22 protein-coding genes are annotated in these 22,865 nt (G+C 72.1%); 5 read left to right on the top strand and 17 right to left on the bottom strand.

Annotated elements, in window-relative coordinates:
* The first annotated feature begins 13 nt into the window (after nucleotides 1-13).
* Nucleotides 14-1,618, top strand: a complete 1,605-nt coding sequence (locus tag AB0D18_RS29780) for a glycosyltransferase family 39 protein (RefSeq protein ID WP_362425238.1) — start codon at nucleotides 14-16, stop codon at nucleotides 1,616-1,618.
* Nucleotides 1,619-1,683: 65 nt separating this feature from the next.
* Here the strand turns inward: AB0D18_RS29780 and AB0D18_RS29775 are convergent, their stop codons facing one another.
* Both AB0D18_RS29775 and AB0D18_RS29770 read right to left on the bottom strand, forming a co-directional pair.
* Nucleotides 1,684-1,869: a DUF1918 domain-containing protein gene (locus AB0D18_RS29775; protein WP_362425235.1), complete on the bottom strand. Its 186-nt coding sequence runs from the start codon at nucleotides 1,867-1,869 to the stop codon at nucleotides 1,684-1,686.
* Nucleotides 1,870-2,006: 137 nt separating this feature from the next.
* Nucleotides 2,007-2,987: a DMT family transporter gene (locus AB0D18_RS29770; RefSeq protein WP_362425232.1), complete on the bottom strand. Its 981-nt coding sequence runs from the start codon at nucleotides 2,985-2,987 to the stop codon at nucleotides 2,007-2,009.
* On the opposite strand from AB0D18_RS29770, the gene AB0D18_RS29765 reads away from it, so the two are divergent.
* A complete protein-coding gene (locus AB0D18_RS29765) occupies nucleotides 2,986-4,422 on the top strand; it encodes a PLP-dependent aminotransferase family protein (protein ID WP_362425230.1) in 1,437 nt (478 codons plus the stop codon). The genes AB0D18_RS29770 and AB0D18_RS29765 overlap by 2 nt on opposite strands.
* A 24-nt stretch (nucleotides 4,423-4,446) precedes the next feature.
* On the opposite strand, the gene AB0D18_RS29760 is transcribed toward AB0D18_RS29765, so the two are convergent.
* Both AB0D18_RS29760 and AB0D18_RS29755 read right to left on the bottom strand, forming a co-directional pair.
* Nucleotides 4,447-4,863, bottom strand: a complete 417-nt coding sequence (locus AB0D18_RS29760; protein ID WP_362425227.1) for a barstar family protein — start codon at nucleotides 4,861-4,863, stop codon at nucleotides 4,447-4,449.
* 132 nt (nucleotides 4,864-4,995) lie between these two features.
* Nucleotides 4,996-6,159, bottom strand: coding sequence for a family 10 glycosylhydrolase (locus AB0D18_RS29755; protein ID WP_362425456.1), 1,164 nt, complete (start codon nucleotides 6,157-6,159; stop codon nucleotides 4,996-4,998).
* A gap of 171 nt (nucleotides 6,160-6,330) precedes the next feature.
* Between AB0D18_RS29755 and AB0D18_RS29750 the strand changes: the two genes are divergently transcribed.
* Nucleotides 6,331-7,191, top strand: coding sequence for a 3-hydroxybutyryl-CoA dehydrogenase (locus AB0D18_RS29750; protein WP_362425224.1), 861 nt, complete (start codon nucleotides 6,331-6,333; stop codon nucleotides 7,189-7,191).
* A gap of 268 nt (nucleotides 7,192-7,459) precedes the next feature.
* On the top strand, nucleotides 7,460-7,717 hold the full coding sequence (locus tag AB0D18_RS29745) for a hypothetical protein (protein ID WP_362425221.1): 258 nt from the start codon (nucleotides 7,460-7,462) through the stop codon (nucleotides 7,715-7,717).
* 41 nt (nucleotides 7,718-7,758) lie between these two features.
* Here AB0D18_RS29745 and AB0D18_RS29740 read toward each other — a convergent pair whose 3' ends face one another.
* The 10 genes from AB0D18_RS29740 to infC all read right to left on the bottom strand — a co-directional run bounded on the left by AB0D18_RS29740 (nucleotide 7,759) and on the right by infC (nucleotide 18,900).
* Nucleotides 7,759-8,289, bottom strand: coding sequence for an NUDIX domain-containing protein (locus tag AB0D18_RS29740; protein ID WP_362425219.1), 531 nt, complete (start codon nucleotides 8,287-8,289; stop codon nucleotides 7,759-7,761).
* Between the two features lie 87 nt (nucleotides 8,290-8,376).
* Nucleotides 8,377-9,732: a transcriptional regulator gene (locus tag AB0D18_RS29735; protein ID WP_362425216.1), complete on the bottom strand. Its 1,356-nt coding sequence runs from the start codon at nucleotides 9,730-9,732 to the stop codon at nucleotides 8,377-8,379.
* Nucleotides 9,733-10,012: 280 nt separating this feature from the next.
* On the bottom strand, nucleotides 10,013-11,122 hold the full coding sequence (locus tag AB0D18_RS29730) for a PP2C family protein-serine/threonine phosphatase (RefSeq protein WP_362425213.1): 1,110 nt from the start codon (nucleotides 11,120-11,122) through the stop codon (nucleotides 10,013-10,015).
* A 204-nt stretch (nucleotides 11,123-11,326) separates the two neighbouring features.
* The gene (pheT, locus tag AB0D18_RS29725; protein WP_362425210.1) at nucleotides 11,327-13,855 is read right to left on the bottom strand and encodes a phenylalanine--tRNA ligase subunit beta; all 2,529 of its coding nucleotides are present in this window, start codon (nucleotides 13,853-13,855) and stop codon (nucleotides 11,327-11,329) included.
* Entirely contained in the window at nucleotides 13,855-14,985 is a 1,131-nt protein-coding gene (gene pheS / locus AB0D18_RS29720; protein ID WP_362425207.1) for a phenylalanine--tRNA ligase subunit alpha, read from the bottom strand. Before pheS ends, pheT begins: the two co-directional genes overlap by 1 nt.
* Nucleotides 14,986-15,214: 229 nt before the next feature.
* Nucleotides 15,215-16,312 (bottom strand): ATP-binding protein, encoded by a 1,098-nt coding sequence (locus tag AB0D18_RS29715; protein ID WP_362425204.1) that lies wholly within the window; start codon nucleotides 16,310-16,312, stop codon nucleotides 15,215-15,217.
* A 71-nt stretch (nucleotides 16,313-16,383) separates the two neighbouring features.
* Nucleotides 16,384-17,223, bottom strand: a complete 840-nt coding sequence (locus tag AB0D18_RS29710) for an RNA methyltransferase (RefSeq protein ID WP_362425453.1) — start codon at nucleotides 17,221-17,223, stop codon at nucleotides 16,384-16,386.
* Between the two features lie 166 nt (nucleotides 17,224-17,389).
* A complete protein-coding gene (gene rplT, locus AB0D18_RS29705; RefSeq protein WP_362425201.1) occupies nucleotides 17,390-17,776 on the bottom strand; it encodes a 50S ribosomal protein L20 in 387 nt (128 codons plus the stop codon).
* Between the two features lie 106 nt (nucleotides 17,777-17,882).
* Nucleotides 17,883-18,077 (bottom strand): 50S ribosomal protein L35, encoded by a 195-nt coding sequence (gene rpmI, locus AB0D18_RS29700; RefSeq protein ID WP_189827454.1) that lies wholly within the window; start codon nucleotides 18,075-18,077, stop codon nucleotides 17,883-17,885.
* 133 nt (nucleotides 18,078-18,210) lie between these two features.
* The gene (gene infC / locus AB0D18_RS29695; RefSeq protein ID WP_362425450.1) at nucleotides 18,211-18,900 is read right to left on the bottom strand and encodes a translation initiation factor IF-3; all 690 of its coding nucleotides are present in this window, start codon (nucleotides 18,898-18,900) and stop codon (nucleotides 18,211-18,213) included.
* Nucleotides 18,901-19,261: 361 nt separating this feature from the next.
* Between infC and AB0D18_RS29690 the strand changes: the two genes are divergently transcribed.
* Nucleotides 19,262-19,627 (top strand): DUF1844 domain-containing protein, encoded by a 366-nt coding sequence (locus tag AB0D18_RS29690; RefSeq protein ID WP_362425198.1) that lies wholly within the window; start codon nucleotides 19,262-19,264, stop codon nucleotides 19,625-19,627.
* Nucleotides 19,628-19,754: 127 nt separating this feature from the next.
* Here the strand turns inward: AB0D18_RS29690 and AB0D18_RS29685 are convergent, their stop codons facing one another.
* The 3 genes from AB0D18_RS29685 to AB0D18_RS29675 form a co-directional block, all read right to left on the bottom strand.
* A complete protein-coding gene (locus AB0D18_RS29685) occupies nucleotides 19,755-20,495 on the bottom strand; it encodes an SseB family protein (protein ID WP_362425195.1) in 741 nt (246 codons plus the stop codon).
* A 244-nt stretch (nucleotides 20,496-20,739) separates the two neighbouring features.
* Complete coding sequence (gene mycP, locus AB0D18_RS29680; protein ID WP_362425192.1) at nucleotides 20,740-21,969, bottom strand: type VII secretion-associated serine protease mycosin; 1,230 nt, start codon at nucleotides 21,967-21,969, stop codon at nucleotides 20,740-20,742.
* Complete coding sequence (locus AB0D18_RS29675; RefSeq protein ID WP_362425189.1) at nucleotides 21,966-22,793, bottom strand: hypothetical protein; 828 nt, start codon at nucleotides 22,791-22,793, stop codon at nucleotides 21,966-21,968. Before AB0D18_RS29675 ends, mycP begins: the two co-directional genes overlap by 4 nt.
* Nucleotides 22,794-22,865 lie beyond the last annotated feature (72 nt).

Below are 22,865 nucleotides of genomic sequence, written 5' to 3'. Positions count from 1 at the left end.
CGTACTCACCGAGTTGACCGATTCGTTGCGGTACGAGGCCTTCTGGCGGGCGGTGTCCGGCCGTAGGCTCCTGGCCGTGTACGACAAGGGTGTGCCCCTCGCCGAGACCCGCTCCGATTCCTGTCCCGGGCCCCGCTCGCTCCACGCTTTCGCCACCGCCCCCGCCGCCACGGTCTGTCTCCTCGCGGCGGCACTGCTCACCTCCCTGTCCGGGCGCTACGGCTACCACCGCGACGAGCTGTACTTCCTCGTCGCGGGCGGCCATCCGGACTGGGGCTATGTCGACCAGCCGCCCCTGACCCCGCTCCTGACCAGGGCGTTCAGCTCGGTGTTCGGGGACGGCCCGGCCGGGCTGCGGGTCGCCGGGACGCTCGCCTGCGTCATGCTGGTGCTGCTGGTGACCGCGGTGGCGCGGGAGCTGGGCGGCGACCGGCGGGCGCAGACCCTCGCGGCGGTGTGCGCGGCGACCTCGACGTTCGTGCTGGCCGTGGGTCACATCGTGACCACGGCGACGTACGACCTGGTGGCGTGGTCGGCGGTCAGCTGGCTGTTCCTGCGGCTGCTGCGGTCCGGCGACGCCCGGTGGTGGGTGCCGGTCGGGGCGGCCGTCGGCATCGGCGTGCAGAACAAGTACCTGGTGGCGATGCTGGTGGCCGCGCTGCTCGGCGGGCTCGCGATCGCCGGGCCGCGCAGGCTGCTGCGCAGCGGATGGCTGGGCGTCGGCATCGCGGTCGCGGTGCTGATCGCCTGGCCCAACCTGTGGTGGCAGGAGCAGCACGGCTGGCCCCAACTCACCGTCGCGGGCGGCATCGTGGCCGACGACGGCACCGAGAACCGGCTCCTGTTCGTACCGCAGCAGCTGCTCTTCCTCTCCCCGCTGTACGTTCCGGTGTGCGTCGCGGGCCTGTTGCGGCTGTGGCGGAACGCGGAGGTGGGCTGGGCGCGGGCGGTGGCGTGGGCGTATCCGCTGCTGTGCCTGCAGGTGATCGGGGCGGGCGGCAAGCCGTACTACGCGCTGCCACTGCTGCTGGTGCTGCTCGCGGCGGGCTGCGCACCGGCGGTGCAATGGCTGGCGGGCGGAACGCGGCGGCTGCGGCACGGGCTGCTGGCCGGGGCGGTCGCGGTGACGGCGGCAATGAGCCTGGCAGTGGGACTGCCGGTGCTGCCGACGAGCCGGCTGGAGTGGGTCGTCGGGATCAACCCGGAGCAGGGCGAGCAGGTGGGCTGGCCCGAACTGGCGGACGCGGTGGCGGCGGGATGGCAGCGGATCCCCGAGGGCGAACGGGCCACGTCGGTCGTCTTCACGCAGAACTACGGACAGGCCGGCGCCCTCGTACGGTACGGACCCGCGCGCCGCCTCCCCGCCCCGTACTCCGGCCACATGAGCTTCGCCGACTGGGGCCCGCCACCGGACACGGCAACCGGCCGGGTACTACTGCTCCAGCAGCGCGGCACCGGGACAGGGCACGGAACGTTCTTCCGCGACTGCCACCAGGTGACCCGGGTCGACAACGGCCTGAACGTGACGAACGAGGAACAGGGCACGGCAATACTGCTCTGCACAGGCACCACAAAACCCTGGTCCCAACTCTGGCCCCACCTACGCCACTTCTACTGACACCACGGCCCCCACGCGGAGCTCGCCCCGCCCGACCGCCCGCGCTCGCGACCCCCGCGCACACCTCACCCGTGCCGCCACACCACCGTGTCCGGCCCCGGCGAAACCACCGTCTCCCGCCCATCCGCAAACCGCACCCTGTACGGCGGCGCCCCGTCCGGCCCCAGCACTTCGACGACTTCCGCGACCCGGTCCTGCTGGCCCACGATCCTGCCGTGTGTCAACAGCCGGTCACCCACACTCGCTCGCATCGCGACTGACCTCCTGAGGTCGGACAAAGCCGGACGAGGTCGGACGGCGTCCGATCTGCGGGCCCAAGTCTAGGACCGCACAAGGCAGTTGACACCCGCCGGTACAGCCGGGCGTCCATACTGGCCGACACCCGCCGTCAGCTCCGCACCCGCTGCGTGACCGCGATGCACACCAGCACCGCCACCGCCGCGACAGGAGCCGCCACCGGCAGCACCTCGCCGAGCAGCAGCACCGACCACACGAGCGTCAACAAGGGCTGGGCCAGCTGGAGTTGACTCGCCCTGGCGACTCCGATCTCGGCCATCCCCCGGTACCACACCACCAGCCCCAGGAACTGCGACCCGACCGCCACCCACAGCAGCCCGGCCACGCTGTGCACGGTCAGGTGCACGGGCTCGAAGGCCAGCGCGACCGCCGCCGTCGGCACCGCCACCGGCAGGAACATGATCAGCGCCCACCCGATGACCTGCCAGCCCGGCATCTCCCGGGCGAGGCGCCCGCCCTCGGTGTATCCCGCGGCGCACACCAGCAGCGCCGCGAAGAGGTAGAGGTCCGCCGCCGAGAGCTCCCCGCCGCTCTGCTGCACCGTGAAGCCGATGACGACGGCCGCTCCGGCGAGCGCCGCCGCCCAGAAGGCGCGCGAGGGCCGGTTCCCGGTGCGCACGGCGGAGAAGACGGCCGTGGTCAGCGGCAGCAGACCCACCACCACCGCGGAATGGGCGGTGGTGGACGTCTGGAGCGCGAGCGTGGTCAGCATCGGGAAGCCGAGGACCACGCCGATGCCGACGACGGCGAGACCGCCCCAGTGCCGGCGGTGCGGCACGGGCACCCGCAGGGCGAGCAGTGCGCTGCCGGCGACGAGCGCTGCCAGCACGCTGCGTACGGCGACGAGGGTCCACGGCCCGAAGCCTTCGAGGCCCCACGCGGTGGCGGGAAAGGTGAGCGAGAAGGCGACGATGCCGAGGGCAGCGAGCAGAGTGCCCTTCCGGGCACGGAGAGCGGCGTCGACACCCGCCGCGGGGGCCGGGCCCGTCCGAGGAGCCGGGTCCGTCTCCGGGGCCTCAGACACTGCAACTGCTATCGGCGAAGCAGGAGTAGCGCTATTCTGTGCTGTCATGCATGAGCGTAGCAGTGTCGCCGAACTGGCATCAGTCCTCCGTGCAGATCTTCACCGCTACTCCCCCGGTGGAAAGCTGCCGTCCAGCCGCGCTCTCGTCGCGCACCACCGGGTCAGCCCCGTCACCGTCTCCCGGGCCCTCGCGCAGCTCGCCTCCGAGGGTCTTGTCGTCACCCGTCCCGGCACAGGCGCCTTCCGGGCCGAGGTGCGCGAGGAGCCCCGGCCGGCCGGCGACACCTCCTGGCAGGAGGTCGCACTCAGCGCGGACGGGGCCAGCGATCTCGTACCGCGCACGGTGGACGCGTCCGGTGTTCTGGTGACCCTCGCCGCGCCCGCCCCCGGCGTCATCGAGTTCAACGGCGGCTATCTGCACGCATCGCTCCAGCCCGAGCGGGCGATGGCCGACGCCCTCGCCCGCGCCGGGCGGCGGCCGGGTGCGTGGGGGCGCCCGCCCACCGACGGCATCCCCGAGCTGCGCGAGTGGTTCGCGCGGGGCATCGGCGGGGCGGTCACCGCCGCCGACGTACTGATCACCGCCGGCGGACAGAGCGCCCTCACCACCACGCTGCGCGCACTCGCCCCGCCCGGCGCCCCGGTACTGGTGGAGTCACCGACGTACCCCGGCATGCTCGCCATCGCGCGGGCCGCCGGGCTGCGGCCGGTGCCGGTGCCGGTGGATGCGGACGGGGTGCGTCCTGAGCTGCTCGAAGCCGCCTTCCGGGCGACGGGGGCCCGGGTCTTCATCTGCCAGCCGCTGTTCCAGAACCCGACCGGCGCGGTCCTGTCGCCGGAGCGCCGCCCGGAGGTGCTCCGGATCGCACGCGCGGCGGGGGGGTTCGTCGTCGAGGACGACTTCGTACGCCGGCTGGTCCACACCGACTCCGGGCCGCTGCCCCGCCCGCTGGCCACCGACGACCACGACGGGGTGGTGGTCCACGTCTGCTCGCTCACCAAGGCGACCTCGCCCAGCTTCCGGGTGTGCGCGCTCGTCGCGCGCGGGCCGGTCCTGGAACGGCTGCGCGCCATCCAGGTCGTCGAGAACTTCTTCGTCCCCCGCCCCCTCCAGGAGGCCGCCACGGAACTGGTCGGATCTCCGGCCTGGCCGCGCCATCTCCGTACGGCGGCAGGGGAGTTGAGGAACCGCCGCGACACCCTCACCGCCGCCCTCCGGCTCCGGCTGCCCGAACTCGGCCTCCCGCACGTCCCGTTCGGCGGCTACCACCTGTGGCTCCGTCTCCCGGAGGGCGCCGACGAGAGCGCCGTGGTGTCCGCCGCGCTGCGGGCCGGGGTGGCCGTCGCCCCCGGCCGCCCGTACTTCAGCGCGGAAGCCCCCGCCGGGCACATCCGGCTGAGCTTCGCGGCGGTGGCGTCCGCCGCCGAGATCACCGAGGGCGTACGGCGGCTGCGCACGGCCTGCGACGGGCTGACCCGGTGACACGGGCCACCCGGCGGCCCGTCCTCATCCCAGGCGTACGTCCACCTCGTGCTCCCGCAGGACGTCGAGAGCCGAGTCGAAGAACGCCACGAGGTGGGTGCGGGCGGTCTCGGAGTCCTGCCACTCCAGGACGAAGGGCGTGCTCGCGCCGAAGCCGCCGCGCAGGCAGTCGCTGAGGGCGTCCAGGTTGGCCCCGAAGTAACCGCCTGGCCCGTTGACGGCCTCGCCGAGGGCGAGGAAGAGGGCGGAGCGGTCGGTGAGGTACCGCCCGTCGAGCACGTACGTCCGGCCGGCGGGGGCGTCCTCGCCCACGGCCGACCGGGCGAAATGGTGCTCCTGGACCGCGGCCAGCCACGCCAGGCGGCCCTCCGGGTCGAGGTCGGTCCAGGCGCCGGGGCGGCTGAGGGCGCTGATGTCCACGGGACGCTGATCATCGCTCATGGGGGCATTGTGCCCGTACGGGGTGGGGGCCGCCGAGCGGAAACGGCCCCCGCCCCAGACTCCCGGCCCCCGCCCCTGCCCCTGCCCCAGGCTCCCGGCCCTGCTCCCGGCCCGCGCTCCTGCTCCCCCCGCCTACCGGTAGTGGTCGTCCACCACCCGCTTCATCGCCCCCGTCCGATCCTCCCCGACCTCCCGCGCCGAGAAGAACACATGCCCGCGCACCTCGGGGTACCTCGCCGCCAGCGTCAGGTGCCGGGACAGCTCCCCGGCGTCCTGCCAGGCCGGCGGCTGGGCCGGGTCGCCCGCCTTGTAGAGGGCCTCGCCCGCGTACAGGTCGACCCCGGTGCCCCGTACCGTCGCCGCCCACCACCGCACCAGCTCCGCGTAGTCCACCGACGGGAAGTCGATGTTCCAGTACAGCTGCGGGCAGACGTGGTCCAGCCAGCCCTCCCGCACCCACTTGCGGGTGTCCGCGTACAGGTCGTCGTACGTGCCGACGCCCGCCCTGGTCCGCGAGCCCTCGGGGTCCCGGTCGGCGTTGCGCCACACCCCGAAGGGGCTGACCCCGAAGCGCACCCCCGGCCGCACCTCCTGGATCCGCTCGCTCATCTCCCGTACGAGCAGGTCGGTGTTGTGCCGCCGCCAGTCGGCGACCTTCCCGAAGCCCGTCCCGTGCGCCGCGTAGGCGTCGGCGTCGTCGAAGGTCTGCCCCGCCACCGGATACGGGTAGAAGTAGTCGTCCCAGTGGACCGCGTCCACGTCGTAGCGCCGTACCGCGTCGAGCATCGCGTCCTGCACGAAGCGGCGGACCTCCGGCAGGCCGGGGTTGTAGTAGAGCTTCCCGCCGTACGGGACCACCCACCCGGGGTGCCGGCGGGCCGGATGAGCCGCGGAGAGGCGGCCGGGGTCTGTGTGATTCGCCACCCGGTAGGGGTTGAACCAGGCGTGCAGTTCCAGACCCCTGCGGTGGGCCTCCTCGACGGCCACGGCGAGGGGGTCCCAGCCGGGGTCGCGGCCCTGCTCGCCGGTGAGGCATTCCGCCCAGGGTTCGTACGGGGACGGCCACAGGGCGTCGGCGGTCGGGCGCACCTGGAACACCACCGTGTTCAGCCGTCTGCGTACCGCGGTGTCCAGGTGAACCAGCAGCTCAGCGCGTTGTTCGGCGGCGGTGAGGCCCTTGCGTGACGGCCAGTCCCGGTTGGCCACGGAGGCCAGCCACATCCCCCGCACCGGACGTCGCGCGGGTGGTCCGGGACGTGCTGCGGCGGTCCCCGTCAGGGACAGTGCGGAGAGCATTCCGAGCGCGCCCGCCACAAGCCTCCTTCGTGCGATATGTCCCACAAAACAACACCTCACCGTTTCGGTCCGGACCTGCGTTCCGGGACAGCATGCCCGCCCCTCCGCGCTGTCACCGCGAAGACGCGGAGTAACGTCGGGGGTTCGGATACGCAGAGCGAAAGGCACGATGTGACCGACATCGAACGCGTCGGAGTAGTGGGCTGTGGCCAGATGGGCGCCGGCATCGCGGAGGTGTGCGCCCGCAGCGGCCTTGAGGTCAAGGTTGCCGAGACCACGGGCGAGGCCCTGGAGATCGGCCGGACCCGCCTCTACAACTCCCTCTCGAAGGCCGCCGAGCGCGGCAAGATCTCCGAGGAGGAGCGCGACGCGACGCTCGCCCGCCTGAGCTTCACCACCGACCTCGGGGAGTTCGCCGACCGCGACCTCGTCATCGAGGCCGTCGTGGAGAACGAGCAGGTCAAGACGGAGATCTTCCAGGTCCTCGACCAGGTGGTGACCCGCCCGGACGCCATCTTGGCCTCCAACACCTCCTCCATCCCGCTGGTGAAGCTGGCCGTCGCCACGTCCCGTCCGGACGCGGTGATCGGCATCCACTTCTTCAACCCGGCCCCGGTGCAGAAGCTCGTCGAGCTGATCCCGGCCCTCACCACCTCCGAGGGCACGATCAGCCGGGCGCACTCCATGGTGGAGAAGATCCTCGGCAAGCACGCGATCCGCGCCCAGGACCGCTCGGGCTTCGTGGTGAACGCGCTGCTGATCCCGTACCTGCTCTCCGCGATCCGGATGTTCGAGTCGGGCATCGCGTCCCGCGAGGACATCGACAACGGCATGGAGCTGGGCTGCGCCCACCCGATGGGCCCGCTGAAGCTCGCCGACCTGATCGGTCTGGACACGGTCGCCTCGGTGGCGGACTCGATGTACGCCGAGTTCAAGGAGCCGCTGTACGCCGCCCCGCCGCTGCTGCAGCGGATGGTGGACGCGGGCCGGCTCGGCCGCAAGACGGGCTCGGGCTTCTACCCGTACGGCTGACGGAACGTCACTCCGCACGGCCGACAGGACGTCACCCGGCACGGCTGACCTACGTCGTGCCGGGCAGCTGACAGAACGTCACGCGCCTTCCGCAGCACCCCCCGCGCCCCCGCCGCACTCCTGATTCGCACGGAGTGTGCGGGGGCGCGCGCGGTGTGCGGGGTGTGCTCGCATATGCCCCGCACACACGCTCCCGCCATACGGGCAAAGGGAGTTGACTCACCGTCACCACAGCATGAGCCAACTCCCCCGTGAAGGAGCGGACATCGTGACCACCGGCCCCGAACAGAGCGTGGTCGTAGAAGAAGTCTCGGAGATCCGCCGTCGCCTCGATGTGGGACTCGCCCACATCGAGGGACGGCTCGCCGTACATACGCTGCGTGACGACCAGAACGACAAGGACCTCGCCGATCTGATCGCCCGCGTCAGCGTCCTGGAACGCTCTCGCTGGCCGCTGCCCGCAGTGGCGGCGCTCACCGCGCTCGGCGCGCTCGCCGTCACCGTCTGGCAGGCCATCGGCCATTAGCCGACGGAGGCCGGTTCACAGGCCGGCCCGGCCAACTTCCGTTACCCCAGCCGCAGGTGATGCAGCATCAGCAGCCCGGCCGCCATGTTGGCGGCCGGGACCTCACCCCGCGCGATCATCTCGGGGATCAGCTTCAGCGGTATCCACTCGCGGCGCGAGGACTCGAAGTCGTCCACCGGGTAGCCGGTGTACGTGGCCCCTTCCGCCCAGTAGAGGTGGTGCCGGGCGTCGGTCAGGCCGTTCGACGGCTCGACGGTGAGGAGGTGGCGCAGCGGACCCGGCCGCCACCCCGTCTCCTCCTCCATCTCGCGCGCCGCTGCCGCTTCGACCTCCTCGCCGTCCTCGACGACGCCCGCGGCCAGTTCCCAGCCCCAGCTGTCGGTGATGAAGCGGTGGCGCCAGAGCATCAGCACCTCGTTCGCCTCGTTGACGGCCGTCGCCACGGCGACCGCGCGCAGGCGGATGAGGAAGTGGTCCAGATGACGGCCGTTGGGGAGTTCGACGTCCGCGAGATTCACCCGGAACCACGGGTTCTCATACACAGTTTGTTCGTTTAGGTTCGTCCACTGCACGGTTCTGCCACCTTCCGGCATTTGGATGCACGTAGATGGCAACATCGCAGCAGGGAGCACGCTGGGGGAACCAGCGCCCGGCGGCCCTTACAGGGGAATGCGCAGAGCCCCGTCGATCATTTCGGCCGCCTCGTCGGCCTGGGCGCATCCGCTGGCCGCCAGATGCTCCCGCACGGCACGCAGCCGGTCTCTCAGCCGCTGGGACTCCATGCCCCGTGCCTGCTCGGCCATCTCGACCGCGGTGGCCACCGCCCGGTCCGCCTCTCCCTGCCGCAGTTCGACATGGGTGAGGATGGCGAGCCGGTGCACCCGGCCGCGGTCGTGTGCGCGGGTGTCGACCGCCGCCGCCGCGTGCTCCCGCGCGGTCGCGAGGTCCCCCATGCTGAGCAGCGCCTCCGCCACCTGCACATTGACCAGGCCCGGTTGTACGTAGCCGGTCTCGTCCGGCTCGTGGCCGGGGCGGATGCGACTCGCGGCCTTCTCGGCCCGCCGGATGCAGGCGAGCGCGCTTCCCCCGTCGCCGAGGTGGGCGTACGACTTGGCCTGCATCGCGTACAGGTCGGCGGCCAGCGCCGGGCTGATCTCACGCCCGGCAGTGCGCAGGGCGGCCTCCGCGAAGGCGACCGCCTGCCGGTACTCCCGCATGAACAGCGACTGGTTGACGAGCAGGGCGATGACGTACGCACCGAGCCCCCGGTCACAGCTGGCCTTGGCGAGCCGCAGTGCCTGGTGGAAGTAGCGCTGGGCGAGCCCCTGGGCGTCGGAGTCGTAGGCGCAGATGCCGGCGATGGCCACCAACCCGCCGGTGGCGCGGTGCAGTTGGCGGCCAGTGGCGTCGTTGTAGCCGCCGCGCAGCAGGGGCGCAGTCTCGGAGTTGAGGTAGCCGACGACGCGTGAGCGGGTCGCGACGCCGCCGGCCTTGCGGTACATCTGCTCGTAGTGCGCCCGCGCGGCCTTGAGGGTCTCGATGTCCGCGAGGTTCACACAGGTCTGCCCGGACCGGGAGACATCGCTGTCCTCGGGCGGGTTCTCCCACTCCCAGACCGGCATCACTGCGGGTGTACCGGTGACGGCGGGGGCGCCGAGGACGTGTGGGCGCTGCTGCTCGTCGGAGCGCCACAGGGCGGTGGCGCGCTCCACGAATCCGGAGAGGGAGGAGCCGGTACTGCTGCTGCCCGGTGAGATCAACCCGCCCTGGAATCCGCCGAGTCCGATGTCGTCGAGCGCGACCTGCCGGTGCAGCCGTGCGCTGAGCACCTCGCAGATCAGGTCGGGCACCTGGCCGCGCGGACGCTGTCCCTTGAGCCACCGGCGGACCGCCGTGTGGTCGTAGCGCAGCGCCAACCCCCGTTTCCCTCCCGCGTGGTTGACGTGCGCGGCCAGACCGGCCTGGGATACCCCGGCCTCGTCCAGCAGGGCGTCGAGAAGAGCATTGGGCTGCATGGGAGCGCCTCCGGCTGACTCGGTCGTACACCAGCGTAGTACCGGGCCATTCGCACGGGGGGTGAACGGAATGCCTGCATCCACACCCCTCACCCACTCCCGCCGTACCCCGTGAATCGGTTGACTTCAACTGCCTCGCAAGAGGCGGCCGGGCCGCCGGCTCCCCCCTCCATCAGTGCGGCGGCCCGATCCCACCGCCGTCCGTCCCGCCCGGCCGACCTGCACCTTCCGCGGCGGGACGGACGGCAGCTGAGTTTCCCGGAGCGTCCCCCAACACCCCTCAGCGGTGCGAGGGTTCGGGGCTCTGACGGCGGGAGCCCGTACCCTGGGCGGGCACCCGCAGCCGGTCGTTGCGCAGCGCCACCAGCGCCACGTCGTCGCACACCTGACCGCCGGTGTGCCGCAGCAGTGCACGCTGTACGCGCTCGACGAGCGCGGTGGGCGACACCGGCAGCTCGGCCGCCGCCCCGGCGAGCGCGTCCCGCAGTGAGAAGAACTCCCCGTCCGCGTTCCGGGCGTCCTCCGCGCCGTCGGTGTGCAGTACGAGGAGTTCGCCGGGCAGCAGCGTGACACACCGCTGCGCGTGCAGATCGGCGGGCAGCGGGAACGGGCCGAGCGGCGGCAGCGGATCCCCGCCGGCGACGGGCTCGGCGCTCCTGCGCAGCCGGTAGGGCCACGGGTGACCGCAGTTGAGGGCCAGCACCTCGCCGTTCTCGTGGATCTCCAGGAGCAGTACGGTGACGAACTCCTCGGCCTGCGGGCAGTCCGGCTCCGCCCCTCCGGAGGCCGGGTGCTCGTCCCGGGAGCGCTCCCGCAGATGCCGTTGCAGGGCGCGCTCCAACCGCCGCAGCACGCCCCCGAGTTCACCCTCGTCGTGGGCGGCCTCGCGGAAGCTGCCGAGCAGGGCGGCGACCGCCCCGATCGCCGGGAGGCCGTGCCCCCGTACGTCCCCGATCACCACCCGCACCCCGTGCGCGGTCGCCATCACCTCGTACAGATCGCCGCCGACGACGGCCCCCCGGCTCGCGGAGAGCTGCCCGGCGGCCAGGGCGAGACCGTCGAGCCGGGCGGGCAGCGGGCGCAGCAGTACCTCCTGTGCGGCGCGCGCGACCTCCTTGACCTGGCGCAGCTCCCGCAGCGGTCCGAGCCGTACCGCCACGCCCAGGGCCACCGCGCCCAGCACGAAGCACGAGCAGGTGACGAGGTCCGGGAGGGGGCGGGCCAGTTCCCGGGCGACGACGCCGCCGAGCCAGAGACCGAGGAGCGCGGCCCCGACCGCGTACCGGGCGGACCAGGTGCCGCGGCTGATGCGCAGTCCCCGGCACGGGCGCCGCACCGCCCCGGTGTGCCGCACCGCTCTGTGCCGCAGCCCCGCCCTCTGACTGATCATTCCTGACGGCCCCCTCGGAGGACTTCGCAGCGGCGCGGCCGGTCGGCCGGAATGATTCTGTCTACTGTTCGTGCCGCGATGCGTACATCGCCCGCCCATCTCACCCAAATGAGTGAGGGGCACACCCGTGTCCCGGATGTGCCCCTCTGTAACGCGCTCAACAGCGGTGACATGCCTTCAGCAGTCGCCGCTCGCTTACTGCCCCTACGCGCCGCGCAGTACGGCTCCCGTGTGCTCGGCCGCGAGTGCCACCGCCGCGTCGCGGGCGGCCGAGGCCTCCTCGACGGTGAGCGTGCGGTCGGCGGCGCGGAAGCGCAGCGCGAACGCCAGGGACTTCTTGCCCTCGCCGAGCTGCTCGCCGGTGAAGACGTCGAACAGGCGGATGTCCTCCAGGAGTTCACCCGCACCCTCGCGCAGCAGCTTCTCGACGCGGATGTTCGTCACGTCCGCGTCGACGACCAGAGCGACGTCCTGGGTGGCGACGGGGAAGGTGGAGATCCGGGGCGCCTGCAGCACACCCTGTCCGGCCTTCTCCAGTACGTCCAGGTCGAGCTCCGCCGCACAGGTGCGCTCCGGGAGGTGCATCGCCTTCACGACGCGCGGGTGCAGCTCACCCGCGTACCCGATGACCTGCTCCGTGCCGTCCACGACGACGGACAGCGCGGCGCAGCGGCCCGGGTGCCAGGGCTCGTTCACCGCGGCGGCGACGATCAGCTCGGCACCGGCCTCGCGGGCCAGGCCGCGGGCGGCCTCGACGGCGTCGGCCCAGGTCGCCGGGCGGCCCTTGCCCCACCAGCCGGACTGCTCGCGGGCACCCGCGAGAACGACGGCGGCGTGCCGGGGCTGGGCGGGCAGCGAGGCGTTGAGGCCCGCGATCTCCTCGTCCGTGGGACGGCGGTCGACCGGCAGCCGTACGGCCTTGGTCTCCTCGCCGGTCGGCCGGAAGACCAGACCGGTCTCGAAGAGCGCCAGGTCGTGGCTGCCGCGGCCGTCGTTGCGGCGCAGCGCACCGAGCAGCCCGGGGAGCAGCGTCGTGCGGAGCGCGGGCTCCGTGTCGGCGAGCGGGTTGACCAGCTTGACGGTGTTGCGGCGCGCGTCGTCGGCGGCCAGCTGGAGCTGGTCGAAGGAGGCGTCCCCGACGAACGGGTAGTTCGGCGCCTCGACGTAACCGGCGCCCGCCAGCGAACGGCCGACGCGGCGGTGCAGGCGCTGGCGCTCGGTGAGTCCGCGGCCCGAGGGCGGGGTCGGCAGCGTGGAGGGCAGGTTCTCGTACCCCTCCAGCCGGATGACCTCCTCGGCCAGGTCGTTCGGGAACGCCAGGTCGGGACGCCAGGACGGCACGGTCACGACGAGCTCGTCGGTGCCGTAGACGTCGCAGCCGACCTGCTGGAGGCGGCGCACGACGGTCTCGCGGCCGTACGGCACGCCCGCGACGCGGTCCGGGTGGTCCGCCCGCATGGAGATCGAGCGGGGCGCGGAGGGCGCGATGGCCTCGGTGACCCCGGCGTCGGCGCTGCCGCCCGCGAGGAGCACGAGGAGGTCGACGGTGCGCTGGGCGGCGGCCGGTCCGGCCTCCGGGTCCACACCGCGCTCGAAGCGCTTGGACGCCTCGGAGCTGATCTTGTGACGGCGCGAGGCCCGCGCGATGGTCAGCGGTTCGAAGTGCGCCGCCTCGATGACGAGCTCGGTGGTGCCCTTGGCCGCACCGGTCTCCGGGTCGATCTCGGTGTCGGCGACCTCGGTGTCGGCGCCGCCCATGACGCCCGCGAGGCCGACCGGCCCGCGGTCGTCGGTGATGACCAGGTCCGCGGCGTCGAGGACGCGCTTGGTGCCGTCGAGCGTCGTGAGCTTCTCGCCCTGCTCGGCACGGCGGACGCCGATGGCGCCCCGGACGCGCGAGCGGTCGTAGGCGTGCAGCGGCTGACCGAGCTCCAGCATCACGTAGTTGGTGATGTCGACGGCGAGCGAGATCGGGCGCATGCCCGCCTTCTGCAGACGGCGCTGCATCCAGATCGGTGACCGGGCCTCGGGGTCGAGACCGGTGACCGTACGCACGGTGAGGCGGTCGCAGCCCTGCGGGTCGCTGATCTTCACCGGGTAGCCGTACGAGTTCGGGGCGGGCACGTCGAGCAGCGCCGGGTCGCGCAGCGGCAGGCCGTACGCGGTGGCCACCTCGCGGGCGATGCCGCGCATCGACAGCGCGTAACCCCGGTCGGGGGTGACCGCGATGTCGAGCACCTCGTCGAGGAGTTCGAGCAGCGCGATGGCGTCCGTGCCGGGCTCGTACTCCATCGGCAGCACGATGATGCCGTGCGTGCCGTCGTCGCCCATGCCCAGCTCGTCGCCGGAGCAGATCATGCCGTGCGAGGTCCTGCCGTACGTCTTGCGCGCGGCGATGGCGAAGTCGCCGGGCAGGACGGCACCCGGGAGGACCACGACGACCTTGTCGCCGACGGCGAAGTTGCGCGCGCCGCAGACGATCTCCTGCGGCTCACCGGTGCCGTTGGCGGTTCCGACATTCACCGTGCAGAAGCGGATCGGCTTCTTGAAGCCCTCCAGCTCCTCGATGGTGAGGACCTGGCCGACGACCAGGGGGCCCTTGAGGCCGGCGCCGGTCTGCTCGACCGTCTCGACCTCCAGGCCGGCGGACACCAGCTTGGCCTGCACGTCACGGCCGGTCTCGGTGGCGGGGAGGTCTACGTACTCCCGCAGCCAGGAAAGCGGGACCCGCATCAGATCTCCATCCCGAAGGGCCGAGTGAAACGCACGTCACCCTCGACCATGTCTCGCATGTCTTCCACGTGGTGGCGGAACATCAGCATCCGCTCGATGCCGAAGCCGAAGGCGAACCCGCTGTACTTCTCCGGGTCCACGCCGCAGGCGGTCAGCACCTTGGGGTTGACCATGCCGCAGCCGCCGAGCTCGATCCAGCCCTCGCTGCCGCAGGTGCGGCAGGGGCGGTCCGGGTTGCCGACGGACTCGCCGCGGCAGACGTAGCAGACCATGTCCATCTCGGCGGACGGCTCGGTGAAGGGGAAGTAGTTCGGGCGCAGCCTGGTCTTCATGCCTTCGCCGAAGAGAGCCTGGACCATGTGGTCCAGCGTCCCCTTCAGGTCGGCCATCGTCAGGCCCTCGTCGACGGCCAGCAGCTCGATCTGGTGGAAGACCGGGGTGTGCGTGGCGTCGAGCTCGTCGGTGCGGTAGACGCGGCCGGGGCACACGACGTACACGGGCGGCTCACGGCGCTCAAGGAGCGCGCGGGCCTGCACGGGCGAGGTGTGCGTGCGCAGCACGACACCGGACTCGTCGGTCTTCGCGCCGTCGGCACCCTGTACGAAGAAGGTGTCCTGCATCTGCCGGGCCGGGTGGTCCGGCACGAAGTTCAGGGCGTCGAAGTTGAACCACTCCGCCTCGACCTCGGGGCCCTCGGCGACCTCGTAGCCCATCGCCACGAAGACGTCGGCGACGCGCTCCATGAAGGTGGTCAGCGGGTGGCGGGCGCCTGCCGGGACGCGGTCGTACGGCAGCGTGACGTCGACGGCCTCCTCGACCAGCACGCGCTCGTCGCGCTCGGCCTCCAGAACCGTCAGCCGGGAGCTGAGGGCCTTATTGACGGCACCGCGGGCCATGCCGACGCGCTTGCCCGCCTCGGCCTTGGCCTGGGGCGGGAGCGCGCCGATCTCGCGGTTGGCGAGCGAGAGCGGCGAGGTGGGCCCGGTGTGCGCGGTCTTGGCGTGCGTCAGCGCGTCGAGGTCGGCGGCGGACTCGAAGGCGGCGAGCGCCTCGTCCCGCATGCGCTCGATCTCTTCGGGTTTCAGCGCCTCGACCTCGACAGGGTCGTACGACTTATTGGGTGCGGACATCTCTTCCCGTACTTCCGATGGCTGGTGGGCGGCCCCGCTCGACACGTGTGAGGACGCAAAGGTGCCAAAGGTCGAGTCTAGGGCCTGTCTGGCAGGTCGGGCCGCATGGGGCGACCCACCCCTCTCGGTGCTGACAACGCAGCAGATGTGCGTGCCAGGGCACGCGACCGCGGCCGGACCTGCCAGACAGGCCCTGGGGCCGTGGAGTGCGGCGAAGCCCGTGGGGCGCTCAGGCCAGGTAGGCGGGAGCCCCGACGGGCAGGATAAATCGGAATTCGGCGCCGCCGCCGGGCCCGCGGCCGACCGTGATGGTCCCGCTGTGCGCCTCGACGATGCCCTTGACGATGTACAGCCCGAGTCCCGTGCCGCCCCGCTTGCTGCCCCGCCAGAAGCGGGTGAAGACGCGGCTCAGCGACTCCTCGGGAATACCCGGGCCTTCGTCGCTGACGGTCACGGCCGTGCCCTTCTCGTCGTCCTTGGCGGTGGCGGGTGCCACCTCAATGGTGACCATTCCCTCGCCGTGCCGCACCGCATTTTCCAGCAGGTTGCCGAGCACCTGGTCGACCTTGTCCGGGTCGGCCCACAGGTCCGGCAGCGGGTACTGGATGTGCACCAGGAACCGGTCGGCGGCCTGACCTGCCGAAATGCGTGCGTGTACGTGCCGTCCGACGGCGGCGGCGACATCGACGGGCTGGCGGCGCAGCTCAAGGCGTCCGGTGTCGATACGGGCGATGTCGAGGAGTTCGGCGATCAGCCGGGCGATGCGGTCGGCGTCGTTGTCGACGGTCTCCAGCATCATCAGCTTCTGGTCGTCGGTGAAGCGCTCCCACTTTCTGAGCAGGGTCCGGGTGAACCCCTTCACCGAGGTCAGCGGCGACCGCAGCTCGTGGGCGACCGTGGCGATCAGCTCGGCGTGGCTGCGCTCGGTGCGCCGCCGCGCCTCGGTCCCCCGCAGCGACACCACGACCCGGCGCACCGGACCGCACGGCCGGTCCCGTACGTACCGCGCGGAGACCAGCACCTCGCGCCCGCCGAGGAGCAGATTGCGCTCCGGCTGGCCGCCCCGGATGGCGAGTCCGCCGTACGGGTCGGTGAGGGTCCACCAGCGGCGGCCCTTGAGGTCCTCCAGCGGCAGTACGTCGACGAGCGGGCGGCCCACCGCGAGAGCGGCCGGCACGGCGGTGATGCGTACGGCGGCCGCGTTGAAGCAGACGATGCGACCGGTTTCGTCGGCGACGACCAGACCGTCCGGGAGATCGTCCGGGTCGACCCCTGCCGCACCCAACTCCCGTACGCCTACGACCTGTTCCGACACTTCCGCAGCCATCCCCGCCCCGCCTCCACCCGTCCGACAGTGCAGAGGGCCCGAGCCGTCACCCTACTCCGAACCTGGAGCCCTCAGGCTGTGGTGCGTACCCGCTGTGCGCGCGCGGATGCGTAGAGACACACGGCAGCCGCCGTGGCCAGGTTCAGGCTCTCGGCCTTTCCGTGGATCGGGACGCGCACGACGGCGTCCGCGAGGGCGCGGGTCTCCTCGGGGAGCCCCCAGGCCTCGTTGCCGAAGACCCAGGCGGTGGGGCCGCCCATGGTGCCGGCGTCCAGCTCGTCGTCGAGGTCCCGGTCCCCCGCGCCGTCGGCGGCCAGGATCCGTACCCCTGCCGCCTGGAGCCCGGCCACGGCCTGCTCGACCGGCACCCCGACGGCGACCGGCAGGTGGAAGTGCGAACCGACCGACGCACGCACCGACTTGGGGTTGTACAGGTCCACGGAGGCGTCGGTGAGCACGACCGCGTCGGCGCCCGCGGCGTCCGCGCAGCGCAGCACCGTACCGGCGTTCCCGGGGTCGCGTACGTGCGCGAGGACGGCGACCAGCTTGGGCTTCGCGGCGAGGATGTCCTCGAACGGGGAGTCCAGGAAGTGGCAGACGCCGACGATGCCCTGCGGGGTGATGGTCTGCGAGATCTCCGCGAGGACGTCGTCCCCGGCCAGGTGCACCCGGGCGCCGGCCGCCTGCGCGGCGTCCACGATGTCGGCGTACCGCTCGGCGGTCTCCACGGTCGCGAACAGCTCGATCAGCGTCGGCTGCCCGTCGGGCCCCCGGTGGTCGACGGCCTCCCGCACGGCCTGCGGCCCCTCGGCGATGAACCGGCGCTCCTTGCCCCGGAAGCTGCGCTTGGCCAGCCGCTTGGCGGCGGCGACACGGGGGGAACGCGGGGAGATCAGCTCGGGGGTGCCCATGGGTGTGCGGCTCACTTCTTCGTACGTACGTGACTGACAGGGGCGGCTGCGCATTCCCGGGGGCAACCCCCGGACCTCCGGCCGGGAAACAACCGGACCCGCAGACACGGCGTGCGTCTGCGGGTCCGGCTTCAAGCCAAGAAGAGCTCTTGCCTGTCTGGGGAGACTAGGCGGCGGCCTTCGGGGCGTTGACGTCGCTCGGAAGCGCCTTCTGGGCAACCTCGACGAGCGCGGCGAACGCGTTGCTGTCGTTGACGGCCAGCTCGGCGAGGATCTTGCGGTCCACCTCGATGTTGGCGGCGTTCAGACCCTGGATGAGGCGGTTGTACGTCATGCCGTTCTCGCGGGCAGCGGCGTTGATGCGCTGGATCCACAGACGGCGGAAGTCGCCCTTGCGCTTCTTGCGGTCGTTGTAGTTGTAGACCAGGGAGTGGGTGACCTGCTCCTTGGCCTTGCGGTACAGGCGCGAACGCTGGCCGCGGTAGCCCTTGGCCGCCTCGAGGATTGCCCGGCGCTTCTTGTGGGCGTTTACTGCGCGCTTGACGCGTGCCACTTTTGACTCCTTGTAGCGGGGTCGTGGGGGTGTTCACACGACCCGAAAACGAATTGGTCCCGGTCCCGATCCAGCGCCTGCGGCAGATCCGCCGAAGGCAGTGGGATCACTTGCCGAGAAGCTTCTTGATCTTCGCGGCGTCGCCCGGGGCCAGCTCAACGGTGCCGGTGAGGCGGCGCGTCACGCGGGACGACTTGTGCTCGAGCAGGTGGCGCTTGCCGGCACGCTCGCGGAGCACCTTGCCGGAGCCGGTGATCTTGAAGCGCTTCTTGGAACCGCTGTGCGTCTTGTTCTTCGGCATCGCGCCGTATCTCCTCGTCAGTGCCGCTCCCCCGGCCCCCGGTGCGGGCACCGGTACTTACGGGAGCGTCAGATCTTTGGTTGGGGGTTTCCGGTCGGAAATCCGGGGGCCGCCTGGATGGCGGCCCCGTGGATCACGCCTCGGAAGGTGCCTCGGCCGGGGCCTCGGCGGCAACTTCAGTGACTTCGACGACCTCGTCCGCGGGCTCTTCGTCGTGGGCGGTGACGCCCTGACGCTCTGCCTTGCGGGCGGCCTGGGCCTCGCGGGCCTCGGCCATCGCCTCGGTCTTCTTCTTGTGCGGGCCAAGAACCATGATCATGTTCCGGCCGTCCTGCTTCGGGCTGGACTCGATGAAGCCCAGGTCCTCCACGTCGGAGGCGAGTCGCTGAAGCAACCGGAAGCCAAGCTCGGGACGGGACTGCTCACGACCACGGAACATGATCGTGATCTTGACCTTGTCACCCTGCTTGAGGAACCGGACGACGTGACCCTTTTTGGTGTCGTAGTCGTGCGGGTCGATCTTCGGGCGGAGCTTCATTTCCTTGATGACCGTGTGCGCCTGGTTCTTGCGCGCCTCACGGGCCTTCATGGCCGACTCGTACTTGAACTTCCCGTAGTCCATGAGCTTGCACACGGGCGGACGGGCGGTCGCCGCGACCTCGACCAGGTCGAGGTCGTACTCCTGCGCCAGCTCAAGGGCCTTTGCGAGGGGAACGATTCCGACCTGCTCGCCGCTGGGGCCTACAAGCCGTACCTCGGGAACGCGAATCCGGTCGTTAATGCGGGGCTCGGCGCTGATGGATCCTCCTAAGTAGCACCACATGACTGTCTGGCAGACAGCCACGTAACGTCTTATTTCTTTTGGACCAACCGCTTCGGAACATAAAAAATGCCCCGGACGGGACACAGGCAGGGCTCCAGGAAATACCGGAGCACCACCGCGTCTGAAACCGCGGGGCGCGCACATCGGACAGTTCCATCGTCCGTACGGAACGATGGGGACCATCTTCTGACCGGTGACCCGCCGTCCGTGAGGACAGCCAGGTGGGAGATCGGAGCCTCCACTTGTGGGCCGGGCACAGATGTGTCCGGCCGGTCGCTCGACCAGCGTACCAGGGCGGCGGGGAAGCGGCGAACCGGTCCGGTGTGCGGGGCCTCGCTCGCCGGGACCTATCGTGGACGTCATGAGCGACGTGACCAGCACCGACAACAACACCCCCGCCTTCGACGACATGACCCGCGACATCGCGGACGTTCCCGCCGTCGAGGTGATCACCACGGTCGCCGTGCACCTGATGAGCGCCGCCGCCGTGAACCTGGGTCTCGCCGAGGGCGGCGAGGAGCAGAAGGACCTGGACGAGGCGCGCAAGCTGATCCAGGCACTGGCCGGCCTGATCACCGCCAGCGCCACCGAGATCAGCTCCTTCCACGCGGCGCCGCTGCGGGACGGGCTGAAGTCCCTGCAGCTGGCGTTCCGCGAGGCGTCGGTCGTGCCGGACGAGCCGGGCCAGGGTCCGGGCGAGAAGTTCACGGGGCCCGTCTACGGCTGAGCACCTGCCGTCGGAGCGCCGCCTCGTCCGCGTGGTTGCGCGGACCGTCGACGGGGTGTGAACCCGTTTCGCAATTGCCTGCCGGTGCGCGGCGACGTGCCTGTTCAGCTGTTTCCGCTGTTCGGCTTCAGGCCGTGAGCAGGGGCTCCCCGGGAGGGGTGCTGCCCGGCGGCAGCAGGGCCAGGTCCAGCCCTCGTACGAGACGGGCCCTGAGCACCTCGTCGGAGGCGAGGGCGTGGGCGATGCGGCGGGCGGTGTCGGCGGGGGCCGCGTCCGGGGCGAGTACGAGCGCGAGGGTGCCGTCGGCCTCGCCGGGGCCGAGGTGGGCACGGAGCACACCCGGCTCGGCGGCGACGAGCCGGCGGACCGCTTCGGTCACGGCGGGGTCGTCGAGGGGGCGCGGACTGGTGCGGCCCTCGGCGAGGGCACGCAGGGCGGGGCCGGTGAGCTGGTACGGCACAGGACCGGCGAGGTCGAGGACGACGGTGTCGGCCTGCTCGTGGGCGGCGGCCTGGAGAGCCTGGTGCAGGGGAACGGCTACGGGGCGGGCGGCGGGGTCCCAGAGGGCGAGGGCCTCGAGGGAGGTGAAGGCGGGCAGCGCCTTCCGGTCCCCGGAACGGAGGGTGGGGACGGCCATGTCGCTCGTCTTCTCCCGCTTCAGCCCGGTCTCCGGATCGGTCTCGACCTCGCCGAGGACGGCGACGATGGGGACGAGGAGGCGGGCGGCGGGCAGCGCGTCGAGGACGAGCTGCTCGGACTCTTCGTTGCGGGGGCCCGCACCCCAGGCGGCGAGGGCCGCGGCGAGGGTGGGGTCGGCGGTGCCGTCGTCGTCGGAGAAACCGGGGTCAGGGATGTTCTTGAGCTGCACGGGTCGAGGATATCGGGTACGGCGAGCTCGGCGTGGGGGCTGGGGGTCGGCGGCGTCGGCCCAGAAGGCTGGCGGGCTGGCGGGCTGGCGGGCTGGCGGGCTGGCGGGCTGGCGGGCTGGCGGGCTGGCGGGCTGGCGGGCTAAGGAGGCTCGGGGCTGAGGGGCATTCATTTAGGGGCGCGGGGAACTGCGCGGCCAGCCACGACGTGCCCGCACGACGACCACCGGCCCGCGGGAGCGGGTTTCATCGTGGCCGGCCACCTCGCCACACCGCCACGGCGGCCCCCAGCACCAGTACCCCCACCCCACCGGCCACCAGTGCCCAGACCTCCGGCCCCGCCGGCTCCTCAGCCGGCACCTCCGGGCCCGCGCCGAAGTACCGCTTCGGGTACCCCGTCGCCGTCGGCCTCCCCTCCTCCCCCCTGCCACCCGCCGCGATCGCCGCCGCCGGGTCGACGATTCCGTGGCCCCGGGAGTCGTCCCGGCCGCCCGGCGGGGCGTCCCGGGCCGTCTTCGCCAGGAGGCGCTTGATCGAGGCCGGAGGAAGGTCCGGGTGCGCGGCACGGACCAGGGCCACCGCGCCCGACACGAAGGCCGCCGCCGCGCTCGTACCCCAGCCTTCGTAATAGCTGCGGTCGGGGTCCGCGATCACGATGTCGTCGCCGGGTGCGGCCACGGTCGCGTACCACCGCCGGGTGGAGAAGGAGGCGTGCGTGCCGGCCTCGTTGACGGCCGTCACCGCGATGACGCCGGGGTAGGCGGCCGGGTAGGAAATGTGGTCGCCCTTCTCGCCGCCGTTGCCCGCGGAGGCGACGACGACGGCGCCCTTGCTCAGCGCGTACTGGACAGCCGCGTCCTCCTCCGCCTCCGGGTGCGCGGACTCGCTGTCGTCGCCGAGCGAGAGATTGATGACGTCGGCGCCCTGGTCGACGGCCCAGCGGATGCCCTTGGCGAGGGCGTTGCCGCGGGACACGCGGGCCTTGTCGCGGGCCGGGTCGCCGCCTTCGAGGATGACCCGGACGGGCAGGACCTTCGCCTCGGGGGCGATGCCGAGCACGCCCTCGCCGCGGCCGGGGCCGTGTCCGTGGCCCGCGATGATGGACGCCATGGCGGTGCCGTGCCTGGCCCACGAGCGGTCGCCGCTCCGCGCACCGAAGCCGACGAGGTCGTTGCCCTTCAGTACGTTGCCGCGCAGGTCGGGGTGGGTGTCGTCGACGCCGGTGTCGAGGACGGCGACCGTCGTTCCCGCGCCCTTGGTGGTACGCCACGCCTGCTGTGTGTGCATGGCCGCCAGGCCCCACTGCTTGTCGCGGATGGCGTCCGCGTACGCGGCGGGCACGGGCAGCACGACGAGCACCGCGGCGGTGAGGGCAGCCGCCGCGGCAGTGGTGGCGGTACGTCGTCGGAGGCTCGGCCGTCGGGGGCTCGGGCGTCGGAGGCCCGGCCGTCGGAGGCTCGGTCGTCGGGGGGTCATCCGGGTTGCTCCGTGGCCGAGTTGACGGTTTTGCGCAGTCCGCGCTCGACACGGTCCGCGATGCCCTTGGCCTCGTGCGCGAGGCCCGACTGGGCGGGGGCGGTGGTCGCGCCTTCGGCGGTGCCGAGCGTGCTGGGCTGGGGGTCGCTGACGGTACGTCCGTCGGCGAAGCCGGAGACCGCGTACACGACGACGGGCACGTCCTTGAGGACGCTGATCGCCCAGCTGGCCCGCTGCCCGTCGCCGAATCCGGCGGCGACGGTGCCGGGCACCGGGAACGTGCGCGGCATCAGATCGGTGCGCTCCGCCAGCTTTTCGCGGGTGAAACGGGTGCGCAGGGCGTTCGTCGCCGCCTCGTCGGCCTGGGTGAAGACCATGCCGACGGTAGTGACGCTGCTGGTGGTGGCGTCGGTGTAGGTGGCGCGCAGCAGGCGGGTGCAGCCGACGGGGCCGAGGGCCTTGAGGAGGAGCGGGTCCATGGCGTTCGCACAGCCGCTGTCGGGGGCGACGGCGACCCGGGTCCAGGCCCGGTCGGCGCTGCCGGGGCCGGCGCCGGAGCCCTTGAGTGCGCGCGGGAAGAGGGTGTCGACGGGGACGTTGCGCCAGGCGGTGCGGGCGTCGGCGAAGCGGGTGGCGGGGGTGGGTGCCCGGGGGGCGTCGGCGGCCAGCCAACTTCCGGCGCCGGCGCCGCTGATGAGGCCCAGGCCCAGGACTGCGCAGGCGGCGGTGGTGGCTCGGCGGGCCCGCGAGCGGGGGGCAAGGGGGACTTCGGGAGGGGGCGGGGCAGTGTCGGGGTGGGGCGGTCGCGAGGCGTGCGGCTCCACTGCCCAAGGGGGCTCGGCCAGCGGGGGCGCGGGAGGGGGCTCGGGCAGCGTGAGGGTGGGGGACGGTGGGGT

This window comes from Streptomyces sp. NPDC048442, from assembly GCF_040651475.1.
Taxonomy (GTDB): Bacteria; Actinomycetota; Actinomycetes; order Streptomycetales; family Streptomycetaceae; genus Streptomyces.
The sequence above is the reverse complement of the archived record's forward strand: the minus strand, read 5'-3'. Positions and strand labels throughout refer to the sequence as shown.

Excerpts from the sequence above, each read along its gene's own strand:
- AB0D18_RS29775 (WP_362425235.1), bottom strand. The coding sequence starts at position 1,869 with ATGCGAGCGAGTGTGGGTGACCGGCTGTTGACACACGGCAGGATCGTG.
- AB0D18_RS29765 (WP_362425230.1), top strand. The coding sequence starts at position 2,986 with ATGCATGAGCGTAGCAGTGTCGCCGAACTGGCATCAGTCCTCCGTGCA.
- AB0D18_RS29770 (WP_362425232.1), bottom strand. The coding sequence starts at position 2,987 with ATGACAGCACAGAATAGCGCTACTCCTGCTTCGCCGATAGCAGTTGCA.
- AB0D18_RS29760 (WP_362425227.1), bottom strand. The coding sequence starts at position 4,863 with ATGAGCGATGATCAGCGTCCCGTGGACATCAGCGCCCTCAGCCGCCCC.
- AB0D18_RS29755 (WP_362425456.1), bottom strand. The coding sequence starts at position 6,159 with ATGCTCTCCGCACTGTCCCTGACGGGGACCGCCGCAGCACGTCCCGGA.
- AB0D18_RS29735 (WP_362425216.1), bottom strand. The coding sequence starts at position 9,732 with ATGCAGCCCAATGCTCTTCTCGACGCCCTGCTGGACGAGGCCGGGGTA.
- AB0D18_RS29730 (WP_362425213.1), bottom strand. The coding sequence starts at position 11,122 with ATGATCAGTCAGAGGGCGGGGCTGCGGCACAGAGCGGTGCGGCACACC.
- pheT (WP_362425210.1), bottom strand. The coding sequence starts at position 13,855 with ATGCGGGTCCCGCTTTCCTGGCTGCGGGAGTACGTAGACCTCCCCGCC.
- pheS (WP_362425207.1), bottom strand. The coding sequence starts at position 14,985 with ATGTCCGCACCCAATAAGTCGTACGACCCTGTCGAGGTCGAGGCGCTG.
- AB0D18_RS29715 (WP_362425204.1), bottom strand. The coding sequence starts at position 16,312 with ATGGCTGCGGAAGTGTCGGAACAGGTCGTAGGCGTACGGGAGTTGGGT.
- AB0D18_RS29710 (WP_362425453.1), bottom strand. The coding sequence starts at position 17,223 with ATGGGCACCCCCGAGCTGATCTCCCCGCGTTCCCCCCGTGTCGCCGCC.
- rpmI (WP_189827454.1), bottom strand. The coding sequence starts at position 18,077 with ATGCCGAAGAACAAGACGCACAGCGGTTCCAAGAAGCGCTTCAAGATC.
- infC (WP_362425450.1), bottom strand. The coding sequence starts at position 18,900 with ATGTGGTGCTACTTAGGAGGATCCATCAGCGCCGAGCCCCGCATTAAC.
- AB0D18_RS29690 (WP_362425198.1), top strand. The coding sequence starts at position 19,262 with ATGAGCGACGTGACCAGCACCGACAACAACACCCCCGCCTTCGACGAC.
- mycP (WP_362425192.1), bottom strand. The coding sequence starts at position 21,969 with ATGACCCCCCGACGACCGAGCCTCCGACGGCCGGGCCTCCGACGCCCG.